At 40.2% G+C, this 14832-nt stretch carries 16 protein-coding genes; 1 reads left to right on the top strand and 15 read right to left on the bottom strand.

The window, feature by feature from the left end:
* Positions 1-196 precede the first annotated feature (196 nt).
* The 10 genes from nadA to rpe form a co-directional block, all read right to left on the bottom strand.
* Positions 197-1261, bottom strand: a complete 1065-nt coding sequence (gene nadA, locus RMB03_RS04245; RefSeq protein WP_005042977.1) for a quinolinate synthase NadA — start codon at positions 1259-1261, stop codon at positions 197-199.
* A 145-nt stretch (positions 1262-1406) separates the two neighbouring features.
* A complete protein-coding gene (argJ, locus tag RMB03_RS04240) occupies positions 1407-2627 on the bottom strand; it encodes a bifunctional glutamate N-acetyltransferase/amino-acid acetyltransferase ArgJ (protein WP_311074147.1) in 1221 nt (406 codons plus the stop codon).
* Between the two features lie 133 nt (positions 2628-2760).
* On the bottom strand, positions 2761-3240 hold the full coding sequence (locus tag RMB03_RS04235) for a methylated-DNA--[protein]-cysteine S-methyltransferase (RefSeq protein ID WP_311074144.1): 480 nt from the start codon (positions 3238-3240) through the stop codon (positions 2761-2763).
* 11 nt (positions 3241-3251) lie between these two features.
* Positions 3252-3572 carry a multidrug efflux SMR transporter gene (locus RMB03_RS04230; protein ID WP_311074142.1) on the bottom strand — a complete coding sequence of 107 codons (321 nt, stop codon included), beginning with the start codon at positions 3570-3572 and terminating at the stop codon, positions 3252-3254.
* Between the two features lie 149 nt (positions 3573-3721).
* On the bottom strand, positions 3722-4717 hold the full coding sequence (locus RMB03_RS04225; RefSeq protein WP_311074140.1) for a cation transporter: 996 nt from the start codon (positions 4715-4717) through the stop codon (positions 3722-3724).
* A 28-nt stretch (positions 4718-4745) separates the two neighbouring features.
* On the bottom strand, positions 4746-5501 hold the full coding sequence (locus tag RMB03_RS04220) for a copper resistance protein B (protein ID WP_311074138.1): 756 nt from the start codon (positions 5499-5501) through the stop codon (positions 4746-4748).
* Entirely contained in the window at positions 5488-7422 is a 1935-nt protein-coding gene (locus RMB03_RS04215; protein WP_311074136.1) for a copper resistance system multicopper oxidase, read from the bottom strand. Before RMB03_RS04215 ends, RMB03_RS04220 begins: the two co-directional genes overlap by 14 nt.
* Positions 7423-7462: 40 nt before the next feature.
* A complete protein-coding gene (locus tag RMB03_RS04210) occupies positions 7463-7858 on the bottom strand; it encodes a hypothetical protein (protein ID WP_311074135.1) in 396 nt (131 codons plus the stop codon).
* A gap of 103 nt (positions 7859-7961) precedes the next feature.
* Complete coding sequence (locus RMB03_RS04205) at positions 7962-8783, bottom strand: Cof-type HAD-IIB family hydrolase (RefSeq protein WP_311074133.1); 822 nt, start codon at positions 8781-8783, stop codon at positions 7962-7964.
* A 356-nt stretch (positions 8784-9139) separates the two neighbouring features.
* Positions 9140-9826: a ribulose-phosphate 3-epimerase gene (gene rpe / locus RMB03_RS04200; RefSeq protein WP_017392382.1), complete on the bottom strand. Its 687-nt coding sequence runs from the start codon at positions 9824-9826 to the stop codon at positions 9140-9142.
* 184 nt (positions 9827-10010) lie between these two features.
* Here rpe and RMB03_RS04195 point away from each other — a divergent pair, with 184 nt between their 5' ends.
* Positions 10011-10283 carry a DUF2218 domain-containing protein gene (locus RMB03_RS04195; protein ID WP_311074128.1) on the top strand — a complete coding sequence of 91 codons (273 nt, stop codon included), beginning with the start codon at positions 10011-10013 and terminating at the stop codon, positions 10281-10283.
* On the opposite strand, the gene fghA is transcribed toward RMB03_RS04195, so the two are convergent.
* The 5 genes from fghA to RMB03_RS04170 form a co-directional block, all read right to left on the bottom strand.
* Positions 10284-11129, bottom strand: a complete 846-nt coding sequence (gene fghA / locus RMB03_RS04190) for an S-formylglutathione hydrolase (RefSeq protein ID WP_311074126.1) — start codon at positions 11127-11129, stop codon at positions 10284-10286. It abuts the gene before it with no gap.
* Positions 11098-12549, bottom strand: coding sequence for a C13 family peptidase (locus RMB03_RS04185; protein ID WP_017392384.1), 1452 nt, complete (start codon positions 12547-12549; stop codon positions 11098-11100). The genes fghA and RMB03_RS04185 overlap by 32 nt, the downstream gene beginning before the upstream one ends.
* A 136-nt stretch (positions 12550-12685) precedes the next feature.
* On the bottom strand, positions 12686-13477 hold the full coding sequence (locus RMB03_RS04180; RefSeq protein WP_311074123.1) for a class I SAM-dependent methyltransferase: 792 nt from the start codon (positions 13475-13477) through the stop codon (positions 12686-12688).
* Positions 13478-13488: 11 nt separating this feature from the next.
* On the bottom strand, positions 13489-14154 hold the full coding sequence (gene tsaB, locus RMB03_RS04175) for a tRNA (adenosine(37)-N6)-threonylcarbamoyltransferase complex dimerization subunit type 1 TsaB (protein ID WP_311074122.1): 666 nt from the start codon (positions 14152-14154) through the stop codon (positions 13489-13491).
* A gap of 136 nt (positions 14155-14290) precedes the next feature.
* Positions 14291-14818, bottom strand: coding sequence for a gamma carbonic anhydrase family protein (locus RMB03_RS04170; protein WP_092710212.1), 528 nt, complete (start codon positions 14816-14818; stop codon positions 14291-14293).
* Between the last annotated feature and the right edge of the window lie 14 nt (positions 14819-14832).

The raw sequence follows: 14832 nt of genomic DNA, 5'->3' as shown, positions 1-14832 counted from the left end.
CCTACGACCCCCTGGTCCCAAACCAGGTGCACTACCAGGCTGTGCTATGCTCCGATCTATCTCAGCTTTTGCTGTATCGCACATCGTGCGGTACGGTGTGCATTCTAGGCGCGACGCCCTCAGACGTCAACACCTATTGTCAAAAAAAGTTAAAAATCCTTATCAAATGTATATTTAACAAGCATTTTGAGGTTTTTTAACGCTTTAACGATGCACTAAAGGCTAACATTCGATCTAAAGGCATTTTGGCACGTTCAGCAAGCGCTGGTTCGACGTGTATTTCCTGATCGCCCTTTTGTAAAACTTCTAAAATTCCATCGAGTTCATTCATTGCCATCCACGGACAGTGTGCACATGAACGACAAGTTGCACCCTCACCTGCTGTTGGCGCCTCAACTAAAATCTTATTTGGTACAGCTTGCTGCATTTTGTAGAAAATACCACGGTCAGTTGCCACAATAAGTCTTTCATTTGGCAAAGTCTGCGCAGCTTTAATCAATTGAGAAGTACTACCTACCGCATCTGCAATGTCTACAACCGACTCTGGCGATTCTGGATGCACCAATACAGCAGCATCTGGATACAGTGCTTTCATGTTGGCAATACCGCGTGCACGGAATTCTTCATGCACAATACATGCACCATCCCAAAGCAACATATCTGCACCAGTTTTCTTTTGAATATAGCGACCTAAGTGCTGATCTGGTGCCCAAATAATTTTTTCGCCTAAGCTATCTAGGTGCTCAACAATTTCGACTGCACAGCTTGAAGTCACCACCCAATCTGCTCGTGCTTTAACAGCAGCCGAGGTATTGGCATAGACAACTACGGTGTAGTCAGGGTGCTGATCACAAAAGGCAGTGAACTCATCAACCGGACAACCTAAATCGAGTGAACAAGTCGCTTCGAGTGTCGGCATTAAAATTGTTTTTTCAGGAGACAGAATTTTTGCTGTTTCTCCCATAAATTTAACACCTGCCACAACCAGTGTAGAGGCAGCATGATCTCGTCCGAAACGGGCCATTTCTAAAGAGTCAGAAACGCACCCACCTGTTTTTTCGGCAAGTTCCTGTACTTCAGGGTCGCAATAGTAATGAGCAACAAGGACAGCATCACGTTTTTTGAGCTCTGCTTCGATCTGAGCAAACTTTTGTTGTTTTGCTTCTTCACTTAAGCGGTTGTCTTTTGGCTCACCTAAACGGTCTAAATGCGCTTGTACAATGTTTTTTGCATCGTTGGCAATTAAAGTCGCATCACTCATAAAACGTCTTCTCTATCCTTCATGCTGGCATACCTGCTCGCATATAACGTTACTGCTTAAATGATTTACTAACTTGAATCATTTAATATCAAAAGATGGGGCTAATAAAAAAGCCTCTTTGTCGAGGCTTGATTATAACTGATATTTAAGAACGGTAATCAGCATTAATTTTGACATAGTCGTAAGATAAGTCACAGGTATATACCGTGTCTTTGGCCTGACCGCGTCCTAAATCAACTCGAATGGTAATTTCTGTTTGTGCCATAACACGCGCACCCGCCTCTTCGGTATAGTCCTCGGCAGCTCCACCATCCTTACAGATTTGTACATCATCTAGCCATACCTGAATTTTAGATACGTCTAAGTCTTTCACTCCAGCATAGCCAATCGCAGCTAAAATACGGCCCCAGTTCGGGTCAGATGCGAAAAGCGCGGTTTTGACGAGTGGTGAATGAGCAATACTATAAGCAATATCGCAACATTCTTGAGTGTTGCCACCGCCTTCTACAGCAACAGTAATAAACTTCGTTGCACCTTCGCCGTCACGTACAATTAACTGAGCTAAACGATTCATAACACGAGCCAGTACTTCTAACACCTGAGCGTAGCGTGCATCGTTAATTGAAGTAATTTCAGCTCCACCTGCCTGACCTGTTGCCACAAAAATACAAGAGTCATTGGTTGAGGTATCGCCATCAATCGTAATACGATTAAATGAATGCTCAACTGTTGTCTTTAATAAGCTTTGTACTAAATCACGGCTAATAGGTGCGTCTGTAGCTACAAAGCTCAGCATGGTTGCCATGTTTGGACGAATCATGCCAGCGCCTTTACTAATACCTGTCATGGTGTAAGTAATGCCATCAAGCTCAAATTGTTCAGATGCGCCTTTTTGTACTGTATCTGTGGTCATAATGCCAGATGCTGCATCATACCAAGCAGCCTCTTGCAAAGTGTTTAATGCAGGTCGAAGTCCAGCGAGTAAACGCTCCATTGGAAGCTGCTCACCAATTACACCTGTAGAAAACGGTAAAATTTCTGAGCTATTTACCCCAGCAATCTCAGCTAATTTTGCGCAAGTATCTTGAGCATTTTTCAAACCTGTAGGTCCAGTACCTGCATTAGCATTACCCGTATTAATCACTAAATAGCGAGGATTACCTTGGGTAAGATGGGCTTTAGAGACATGAACAGGTGCAGCACAAAATGCATTTTGGGTAAATACACCTGCAACATTTGAACCTTCTGCAAACTCAAAAATGACTAAATCTCGTCGGTTCGGGTAACGTACATATGCTTCTGTTGAGCCAATTTTTACACCTTTTACCACATGCATTTGTGGCATTGTTACGTCACCGACAGCCATTTTTAGAACATCCAGAGTTTGTTATGAATAAGATTAATATTTCAAAAAAGCGATGCCATGAAGCACCTTCTTCATAAAATATCAGTGTTAACAGCTTAGTAGAAAAGACTAAAAAAATCGAGCGCAAAACGGCTCATTGTTGCTCTAGCTTTAATAAAATATCTTTCTTATCAAGACCACCAGCAAAACCAACTAATGCCCCACCCGCACCGATAACCCGATGGCACGGCGCAATAATCGAAATCGGATTTTTCCCATTTGCAGCACCCACTGCTCGTACAGCTTTTTCATTACCAATTTGAATTGCGATTTCTTTATAACTTCTGGTTTCCCCATAAGGAATGGTGAGTAACGCCGCCCATACCTGTTTTTGAAATGCGGTTCCTTCGAAATCTAGTGGCAAAGAAAACTCACATCGCTTGCCTTCAAAATATTCTTCTAATTGTTGCTCAGTCTTTAATAAAACTGGATGTTTAACTTGTTCGACCAGCTCAGCCAGCCGAACACGTTTTGGATTTTCATTTTCCCAGAGTACTGCCACTAAAGCATTTTCATTCGCAACCAGCTTTAATTGCCCAACAGGCGAATTGACATACTTATAAGACAGCAACATAGTTTATTCTCTTAGGACGGCGACGAAATTTTCATTAGAACCAAACCTGACACAATCAGTACAGCAGCAATCATTCGCAGAGCTCCAATGGGTTCATTGAGAAAGAATATGCCCACTAAAAATGATCCAATTGCACCAATTCCTGTCCAAACCGTATAGGCAGTGCCAAGAGGTAAAGTTTTCATTGAAATTGAAAGTAGAACTACACTCAAAATCATAAAAACTACGGTAATAATACTAGGGGTTAAGCGTGTAAAACCTTCGGACATTTTCATAGAATATGCCCAAATGATTTCAAATACACCTGCTAAAATTAAAATAGCCCAAGCCATAACATTCACTAATTTTTATATTGTCAGGTCGTCCCGACATGATTACCCATTATGGGGGAGGTCGTTCCTCCTTTATGTGAAGGCTCAGTTTACTTTAAAATAAAAAATGAAGGCAAACTCTATCTAAAGCTTACCTAGCTTAGAAAATATTATTGGTTTTTTAACTGTAAAATTTTTCGGGCACTATTTAAAACAAATAAAACAATAATCAGTCCAATAATTAAATCAGGATAAGGAGAACCTGTAATAGCAACCAATATTCCCGCAACAATAACACCTAAATTTACGATGACATCATTTGCAGAAAAGATATAACTCGCCTTCATGTGCGCTCCACTCTCTTTATGGTCACTCATTAAATAAAGGCAACTAATATTGGCCGCAAGTGCTAACCCACCAATTAAAATCATAAGAATTGAAACAGGCTCACTGCCATATATAAAGCGGCGCAGGACATCAATTAACACAATTATGGCTAAGCCGAACTGCAACCAACCAGATAAATGTGCAGCCTTTAATTGAGCATTAAGGTTTTTACCTACCACAAATAAGGCAATACCATAGATTGCAGCGTCTGCGAACATATCGAGTGAATCGGCGATTAACCCTGTCGATGATGCAATGATGCCTGCCATAAACTCAATGACGAACATGACCCCATTAATGAGTAACAACCATTGTAAAACTTGCTTTTGTGCTGCATTCATTGAAGAGCTGGTTCTAACCTTTTTAGGTTTTTCAACAGGTTCATAATGTGGCTGTGTTTGTTGTAACTCAGCTCCTAATCCTAGACGCTGTAGGCTTTGGGTAATCATTTCAGCTTGAGCACTGTGATAAATCGCCAAATGGCGTGCCGGTAAATCAAAATTAAGTTCCTGAATATCGTCAGCGTAAGAGGCTAAAGCTATCCGTACCATTTGCTCTTCGGCTGCACAATCCATGTGAGGAATATGATAATAACTCACCCATTGGCTCTTCTTAGCCCCGAGTTCACTTGGCATAGAATACTCCTGAGAAGGCATGCTTGAGCACCCGCAGCTAGAACTACTTTTACTTAAATGTATTTGATTCTCTTGTTTTTCTAAAGCCATCTGTGCACCATAACTGACACAAAAAACAATGCCATTAGTATAAACCAATGGCATGTCGTTAAGCTTACTTTTTGTTCTGCAATTAGAATTTTAGTGTTAATCCTGCTCCATAATACCAACCATGTTCAGAGTCGGTTCCAATTTGCCAAGCAGTTTGTTTTAAGCCTTTTTCATAGCCATAACCGAAATCAACAAATGGCATTACCTTTTTGTTGATTTCATAACGGGTTTGAAAGCCAGCTTGTAAACTTGATAAACCTGTTTTACTGGCATAGCGAGATTCATCTTGCAAAACAACATCTGCTTTTAAATAAGGTTTACCAATTAACTTTTGGGTAAAGAGTAAGTCTCTTTCAGTTTCTAAGCTTAGCTTCCACAACTGATCTTCACCGGCATAGAGATAGGCATCGGTTTCAAAAAAGTAAGGTGCCATGCCATGTAAACCAACTACACCAGCCCAGCGATCTTGCTTTTGGTCTTCCCGCTGTAAACGTTCGAAGTTCACCCCAGCCTGTACATCCCAATAGTCAGCTACATTTCGGCTGTAAAGCACTGAACCGCCATAATTAGTATCTTCTGACTCGGCCTTTTCAACATGGGCTTTAATGAACAATTTATTTTCATCCGTTCCCACCCAAGTTTCTAATTCAGAAGAAAAACTCCCTTCTCCCTCTTCATTTTGAGTCCAGCCCGTATCAATCGTAGTCGCCTGATAAACCTGACCACCATGTTCGCGTAAATGATCATGTGTTAAAGGTTCTTGAGCAAAACTAAATACAGATACGCTCGAGAAAGCACTGCAACATATCATTTGAGAAAATAACTTAGTGATGCGCATGACTAGCTCCTTTCTCATTTTCAGATTGAACAGGTGCTTGAGATGCTGGTTGTGCCCCATCATTCACTTGAGCCACAATCAACTTATTCATCATCCCTGCACTCATGTGATAAAGCAGATGGCAATGAATCGCCCATTCTCCTGATGCATCGGCTGTCAATAACGCAGTAACGGTCTTTCCTGGTGGAACAATAACGGTATGTTTATTGGGTAAGTTTTCAGCTTGTTGACTATTTTCCAATTGCATAAACATGCCATGTAAATGCATTGGGTGAGCCATCATGCTGTCGTTCACGAACTTCAAGCGAATACGTTCGCCATATTTAACTTGTAATGGCTCAGCTTCGCTAAATTTCTTGCCATTAATGGTCCAGATATAACGCTCCATGTTTCCGCCTAAACGAATAACTAATTCGCGTTCCGGCGCACGGGTGTCTGGTTGAGGTGTTAAAGATTGCAAATCACTATATTGCAGTGCTTTCATTCCCGCTGGTGTTGAAGCATTTGCCCAGCCATAAACTGGCTCATCTTTTTTAGTCGTACTTTCAGATTGAGCTGGCATTTCATGATTCATATTCATCATAGCGTGATCATGCTCGCTAGATGGCTTTGCCTGCATATCGTGTTTCATTTCAGGCATCGCTGACATGTCGTGCTTCATTTGCATCATAGAATGATCATGTTCTTCAGATGACATATTTTTCATGTCATGGCTCATGTTCATCATTGTGTGATCATGATTGGCATGGCTTGTCTCTTTTTTCATTTCAGGCATGGTCGACATGTCATGTTGCATGTTCATTTGATGGCCAGCATGTTCATCACTTGATCCATCACCATGACTCATGCCCATATCATCCATGGTCAATAAAGATCGCGGACGTGGCTGTGGCATTTGAATTGGACCAACCGCCTGAGTATTTTCATCATGCAAAGTACCGATAGCAAAGCCGCTACGGTCAATTGACTCAGCCTCAATCTGATAATTTGCCTGTTTAGGTTCAACAATCACATCATAGGTTTCGGCTGTGCCAATACGAAACTCATCAATTGCTACAGGCTTGACTGGCTGGCCATCTGCACTCACGACTGTCATTTTTAAGTTTGGAATTCTGACATCAAAAAATGACATTGCAGAGGCATTAATGAAACGTAGTCGGACTTTATCTCCCGCCTTAAAATCACCTGTCCAGCTTTGCTGCGGTGTCTTACCGTTGACTAAGAAGGTATAACCCGTCACATCAGACATATCGGTTTTTAACATCCGCATCTGGTTCCACATCGAACGATCTTGCCAAGTTGCTTTTAAGCCTTGAGCTTTAACCTGCTTCCAGACATCAGATACGGTTTCACGGCGATTTTGATAATACTCAGCAGATTTTTTCAAATTCTTCATAATGCTATCGCTAGAAGAGTTATGAAAATCTGAGAGCATCACAACATAATCACGGTCAGTTTTTTCATGTGCTGCAACTGGTGTTCTCCCTTTCGGATAAATCACGAGTGGGCCATATAAACCGTCTTGCTCTTGGCCTTTACTGTGGGCGTGATACCAGTAAGTGCCGTTTTGTTTCACCTTAAAGCGGTAAACAAAATCTCCGTTTGGAGCAATTCCTTTGAAATTATTAAAACCCGGTACACCATCCATTAACCCTGGCAGTAACAACCCATGCCAGTGCAAAGACGTATCCTGATTCTTTAATTGGTTATGCACATGAATAACAGCATCATCCCCTTCTTCAAACTCAAGGAGTGGTGCTGTAAATTTTCCATTTACGGTAATTCGTTTGAGCGGCTGGCCAGTAACATTGACCTGTTGTTCATTAATATTAAGGTGATATTCCTTAATTGCCGCGAGGGACCATGGTGAAACCAATAGTCCAAATACAGCGACGAAGCTGCTAATTGTTTTATGAGACATTGCTGTAATCCTTTTTAATTAAAAAATAAGTTAGAAAGGATTAAGCTTTAGGAGGACGTAAAATTTCTTGCCAGTATCCGGCTAAATGCTGAGCCTGATAAATACTGCTAAATTGAGACGATATGGGAACAAATTGTGATTCAAGGTCTGGTACAGCTTGCTGCAATGCCAGATTCACGATTTGGCAATGTACGGGGTTACAGTCCTTACAATGCTCACCGTGCGAATGAAGAGACTGGGTCATGGTTTGATGACATACAGTCTGATCATCTGCTTGAACATGTACAGAGTGATCAGTCATTTTTTCACTATGACATGGCATCGTGTGAAGATCATGCTGCATAGGCGTCTGAGCAATAGACACACCACTCCACCCAATGACCAAAGTCATTAGGAACACAAACCAAGCGTACTTGCGTAGGTGTTGTAGGGCCATTGTCGTTTATTGCCTAGAGCAAACGGATAATCTTAATAGTACTAGCATAACCAAGTTTCTACTGATATACAATTTTCAACTCTAGGCAATTGATCTTCATCAATTAAGAAAATGGAGCTTCATGCTTAAGCATTAAATCGATCACTTGCAATGCACCCTCATGCTCATTACTCGCAGCCGCATAAGGCGCTACTGCTTTTAAAGCTTCTACTGCATTTTCAACCGCAAACCCATAACCCACTGCTTTAATCATCTGGATATCATTATTATTATCACCAATCGCAACCACTTGATCAGGTTCAACCTTCCATTTTTCTAATAAAAGCTTCAAACCATGTGCTTTATGCTGGTCAGGAAGAATAAGATCGATAAAGTCAAAACCACTTGAAACGGGAACTAACAATCGATCTGCAACAAAACTTTGCTGCTGAAGATCTTGAAAAATAGCAAAACTTTCGTTTTTCTGAGCAATAAAAGTAATTTTGCACACTAAATCATTTAATGCATAAAAATCCTCTACAACTATTAGCTTTTCGAAGTATCGAGCGACCTTAGCATAGTCATCGGTTTGCATAGACTTGTGTACATAAGCGCTCTGCTTTCCGCAGATCACCATTTTAGATGTATAGGTTGAATCAATTGCTTTTAATGTCTCAATAAATTGTTGCTGACTTAAATGAGCAAAAGCTATTTCTTGCCCTGCATCTACAACATGTGCGCCATTTTCTGCAATAAAAGCAATTTCATGACTAATTTCTGGAAAGTAGGTAACAAGCTTTGCAAGTTGGTTACCACTGGCAACCACAAAATGAATATTATTTTGTTTGAGTTGTTCGTACTGTTTTAAAAAACGTGCTTTGTTGTACTGCTTCTTAGAATTAAGAAAAGTCCCATCCATATCTACCGCTAAAATTTTTATCGTCATTAATTATCTAAATCTCTTACTAAAATCTTATTAAACCAAATTTAGCTTTATTTTTCATGACACTTTTACAGTTTTACATCTATATATTTATTAAAAGGTGTCCACACAATATTATCGTTTTTTACACTGGTTATTTTTTAGTAAAGCTTAATAAAAAATCAGGTAATAAAATATCCAACTCGCATAAAAAAAGAACGCCAAAACGTTCTTTTTTCATACATTATGCCTAGAGAATAAGCAGTTGATCTAATTTTGTTTATTTTACCAACATCTTATCCATATGGTTATCAACACAGTTATCCATACAGTTATAAACAAAGTTATCCACAAGCCTACCCTTGATTAAGCATACTTTTTTAAGCGTCAACACTACCTACTTTCGCAAGCTCTGCACGCATTTGATCAATTACAACTTTATAATCTGGTTGACCAAAAATGGCTGAACCAGCAACAAACATATCTGCACCAGCTTCTGCAATTTCACGAATATTTGCAGGGCCAACACCACCGTCTACCTCTAAACGAATATCACGACCACTCGCATCAATAATTTTACGAGCTTCACGCAATTTTTCTAAGGTCATTGGAATGAACTTTTGCCCACCAAAGCCAGGGTTCACACTCATGATTAAAATTTGGTCAACTTTATCAAGTACATAATCTAAATAGTGTAATGGCGTTGCAGGGTTAAATACTAAACCAGCTTTTGCACCACCAGATTTAATCAGCTGTAATGAACGGTCAATGTGATGAGAGGCTTCTGGGTGAAACGTAATAATATCAGCACCAGCTTCCAAAAAATCTCCAATAATGCGGTCAACCGGAGACACCATTAAATGCACATCAACAGGCGCTGTAATCCCGTAATTTTTTAAAGCCTTACAAATGCCAGCACCAAAAGTTAAATTTGGAACATAGTGGTTATCCATTACATCAAAATGCACTACATCTGCACCTGCGGCTAACACTTTGTCTACATCTTCGCCTAAACGAGCAAAATCGGCAGATAAAATAGAAGGAGCAATCAAATAAGGCTTGGACATAAGTGGATGACCTGGCTAAGAGTTTAAGGAGAGACTTAAAATTATAACAAAAAACCGCCTACTTGGCCTGCTCTTCCTTACTCAAATCGCAACATTTCAAACTTGCAACGTAACGTTGCAACATTAGAATGCTAAGCGCTAAATGAATTTGTTAAGGTACATTAAAGTAATGTGAGGATTGATAATGAAAAGCACAACTCATCTATTAACAAATGATGGTAAACGTATTGCAAAGCGTCTAGTTAATCATTGGAAACACAAATTTGAAGTACAAGAGACTGAACAAGATTTCAAAGTTTTAATGCCTACAGCAACCATTACGCTTACCCCTGCAACAGAGCAGTTAAACGTTGCTATTGATAGCCAGCTAGATGACCATGACCACTTAGAAAAAGTCGTGCTTGATCATCTAAACCGCATGGCTCAACAAGAATTTCAGGTGGAATGGCAGCATTAATTAGCCATTTACCTTTTCTAACTGGATTGCATGAAACTGTAAATGCTCATCCATAAAGGTTTGAATAAAGTAATAGCCATGATCATAGCCAGCATGTTGTCTTAAAGTTAAAGGTTGTCCTGCTTTTAAACATGCTTGCTTAAATTTTTCAGGGTGAAGCTGTTCATAAAATTGGTCATCCAATCCCTGATCAATCAGAATTTCATCAAACACTGCACCATTTTTCAAGATTAAAGCAGTGGCATCATGAGCAAGCCAGCTGTCGCGGTCATTCCCCAAATAGTGACTAAAGGCTTTTTCACCCCATGCACATTCAGTTGGTGCACAGATCGGTGCAAAAGCAGATACAGACTTGAACTTCTCAGGATATTTAAAAGCCAAAGTTAATGCGCCATGGCCACCCATTGAGTGCCCAAAGATACCAACTTGTTGAGCGTTTACAGGAAAGCTTTTCAAAATGAGTGGATATAACTCATCAATCAAATAGCTTTCCATTTGATAATGCTCAGACCAAGGTGTTTGCGTTGCATTAATATAGAAACCTGCGCCTTGACCTAAATCCCAATTATCCCCTGCTGCAACTTGTTCTCCACGAGGAGAAGTGTCGGGTGTAATCAGTATTAGACTTAATTGTGCCGCCATATGTTGTGCGTGCGCTTTTATGGCAAAGGTTTCTTCAGTACACGTTAACCCAGCGAGATAAAACAAAGTTGAACAAGGCTTACCTTCTAAAGCGGCTGGTGGCAAATACACACCAAACTTAGCTGGCCCTTTTAATAACTGAGATTCAAATTGGTAAACACGTTGCTCACCTTCAAAGCAGCGGTTTTTTTGCAGGAGTTGCATCGTTTTTGGCCTCTGTTTTTGTTTGAGCAATATCTACACTACCAGTATTTTGCTGAGGAAATAGATACTTTTCCAATTGAGGTAGCATAAGTTCCATATTTTTACCAATCATCCACTGAGGCTCTGAAGGTTCTACACCTTGAGCCACTTCCCATTTGGTTACCGTTTGCTTAGCTGTACTAAACGAATCTTTCATCGAAGATTGCTCTCGCATAGCCAAATCAAAGAAAGCTCGACCAAAATAGGTATAGTCCGCTTCGTTATTACATCCAAAAGAAGTTTTATCAGCAGCAGATGCAGTAATAATTAAAGTATCAGGAGACTGTAAGGCAGGAATAAAGCTTCCTGAATAACAGGCAGAAATGACAATCACACGCCAGCGAATACCTGATTTATCAAGTGTTTCACGCAACCATTTAGGGTCTACTTGCCCTAGATCTAATGGCGCATTTTCAATTTCGAAGTGATTCTGTTCACCATGTGAAGTCATATATAGAAATAGCACATCACTATCACGGTTCATTTGCTGCCCCATACGGCGTAGGGCTAACTCGATACTGGTTTTAGAGGCAATCGGGATTTCAGTACGGGTATCTGGATTATTGACCAACATCATCGAACGACCCACAGTACCAAAGCGAGTATCAAACTGTTCTTTAATACGGACTACTTCCGACTTGAAAACATCTTGATAGCTATCACCTGCCACGCCTAAAAAATACCAATGACTTTTTGCCTGCTCACCATATTGGACTTGCTCTAACGAGTCATTCAGTAGCTTACTTTGTGCATAAAAAGCATCTTCAGCAAATGTTGGAGCTGAATCTTCGACCTTCCAAATCGGTTGATCTTTTACAGAAAGTTGCCAGACCACCATCGTCGCAATAGTCGCAACCATGACGAGTGCGCGTTCCCACCAAGGCCACTTGAGCTCGCGTGAGAAAACCCAAATCACCGCTAAACTTTGCCATACGAACAAAGCCACAAATAGGCTTGGCAAAATTCCGTTATAAATAGCATCTGGAATAAAGTTGAGATAACCGTTAGAACCCAAATACTGAATTAAGCATTGAATTAATAAGATATTTGTATCTAGAACTAACCAAAGTAAAGCAGGTACTAGCATTAAGCGAGGTTGATTGGTGCGCTGTGATAAAAATATACCGACAATTAAAGCAATAAACGGCCAAAGTGCGTAACCAATTAAACCTTGTGAATTGAAATCACCGATTTGACCAGCCACAAGCCAGCTATAAAGAGAGTTAGTACATCCCCCTAAAATTCCCCAGACAATGAGCTGAAGAATTGATGGATGTACAATTTGTAAAGAACGTCTTGATCCCAAAAACAGCCACATTCCGGCAATTTGGTTGCTTTTAAAATCATGCCAAAAGTTAATGGAGGGTTTAAGATCAATCATAAAAGGTTTTCAAAAATTTCGTTTTTGTCAGGCATCTTAAGTGTATGCCTGCTAAGAATTTTAGCAATCATGCTTTTGAACTATATCACATATATTTGTGCATTATTCAAGCAATAAAACCTAACCTTACATAAGCCTACTGAAAATACGCATCAAAACGACAAGCATCTCCTTGCCATTGATGAGCTGGCTCCTGATTTGCCAAGAAAATAGCATGGCGTGGCCGTTTAACCACTACACGTTTAGCAACTTTCTGTGCCAAAACCAGCAAATTATCCCCCAAATCCATCTCACCATCTTCGGGTAAAAGCAGATGTAAAAGCTGCATCTGTTTTTTAACTTGAGCTTGTTTTTTAATTGCTTGATGATTCTGGTCACGCTGCGGAAACATAGGGTCTAGATAAACCACATCAACTATTTGAGCTGTTTGCTGTAACTGTTGTAAATAACTTGCAGAGTCAGCAAAGATCAGTTGAATCCGATCCATAAACTGGCTTAAAAAGCTATCTTGTTCAGCTTGAGCTTTTGCATTTTCAAGTAAGGTAAATAAAATCGGATGGCGCTCAACCAATTGTATTTGTGCGCCAAGATAAGCCATGAGCAAACTATCATGGCCTAAACCAGCTGTAGCATCAATTAAGATAGGTTTTTCACCTAACTGACAAGCCCTAGCAATCATTTCTGATTTAAGGCTTGCACGTTTTAAACGGGAAATTTCGGCTTTCCAGTCGGGCTGCATTTTCATGCCATTTGCTGATAACCATAGCCCATTTTCATCTACACAAAGTGCCAACTCAGGATTTAAACGCAAAAAACGTGCATTCAGTTTTTCAACTGGTTGCAAATCGACAGTCACACCTCTAGAACAAAGCACAGCTTGGTAGTGCTGTGCTTGCTCTTGAAAATCTACTTCAAAATATATGTGCATGAGTAGTGCCTTTATTTTGCTTTACCCTGATCTGCTATTTTTTTCCATGCATCATCACGTAAATAAACTGGCAAAGCATGTTCAGCATCAACCCACCGCTTTTGTGCTGCATAAACACGTGCAATAGAAGCAATGTCTTGTGCAGTTGCAGTGATTGTTTGATGCTCTGCATCAGCTTGAAGGAGCTTTGCACCTGAACCAATTAAGCAATGTTTTGCATAAGCCGTCGCTTGCTCATAGCCCATTAATTTTTCTTCATCAATACATTGCATAATTCCATGCTCATCTAGAACAAAACTTGCAATATAAACTTCATTCATACGAGCATCGAGAACTGCAGTCACCTGTTCCAAACCTTCAAGTCGGTATGCTGCTTGTGCTAAAGCTTGCAAACTCGAAACGGGAATAACGGGTAAATCTTGTGACCATGCCAAAGCCTGGGTCACAGCTGCATTAATTCGGACGCCACTAAAAGAACCCGGCCCACGGCTAAAGGCAATTGCATCCAGACCAGCAACCTCAAGACCTGTTTGTTGTAACCCCTGCTCAATCATCGGCAAAATGGTCTGGGTTTGTGCTTTCGCCCGCGTATCGAGTTGAAAAAACAGTTCTTGGGTTTCATCGACTAATGAGATAGAACACTGCTCATTTGCAGTTTCCAACGCCAGCAATTTCATGCACAACCTTAGTATTAAATCAGATTAAAAACGAGGGTTATGATACCCCACTCGGCTCTGATAGGCGAGTCGTTCTCTGTCTAAATAAAAATGCTAAGATTTAACTTGGCATAAAAAATATATTGCTAAAAAAGAGTTAAAAGTGAAATTCTTTTAAATCACTATAACTTTTAAAATGTTCAGCATAATGCAATGCACTCAACCGTATTTTTGCAGCACCGTCTTCATCTAAAGTCTTAACAATTTTGCCGGGCGATCCCATAACCACTGAATTATCTGGAATGACTTTCCCTTCAGGAATTAAGGCATTGGCTCCGATAATACAATTTTTACCAATCACAGCGCGATTTAAAATTACGGCGTTCATGCCAATCAAACTATTATCACCAATCGTACAACCATGCAGCATGACTTTATGACCGACTGTGACATATTCACCAATATTTAACTCAAGTCCAGCATCGGTATGTAAGACAGAATTTTCTTGAATATTAGAGAAATCACCAATTCGAACTACACAGTTATCAGCACGAACTACTGCACCAAACCAAATACTGACCTGACGGCCTAGTTCCACCTGCCCAATAAGTGTTGCAGTTGGAGCAACCCAGCCATCCCATGGTTCATATAATGCTTTTGGGTGCTGTCCTTGATAGCTATACATCATAATTTATCAAT

It is taken from the genome of Acinetobacter sp. V91_7 (assembly GCF_031799075.1).
GTDB classification, from domain to species: domain Bacteria; phylum Pseudomonadota; class Gammaproteobacteria; order Pseudomonadales; family Moraxellaceae; genus Acinetobacter; species Acinetobacter calcoaceticus.
Note: the sequence above shows the minus strand (reverse complement) of the source record. Positions and strands in the feature narration are given on the sequence as shown.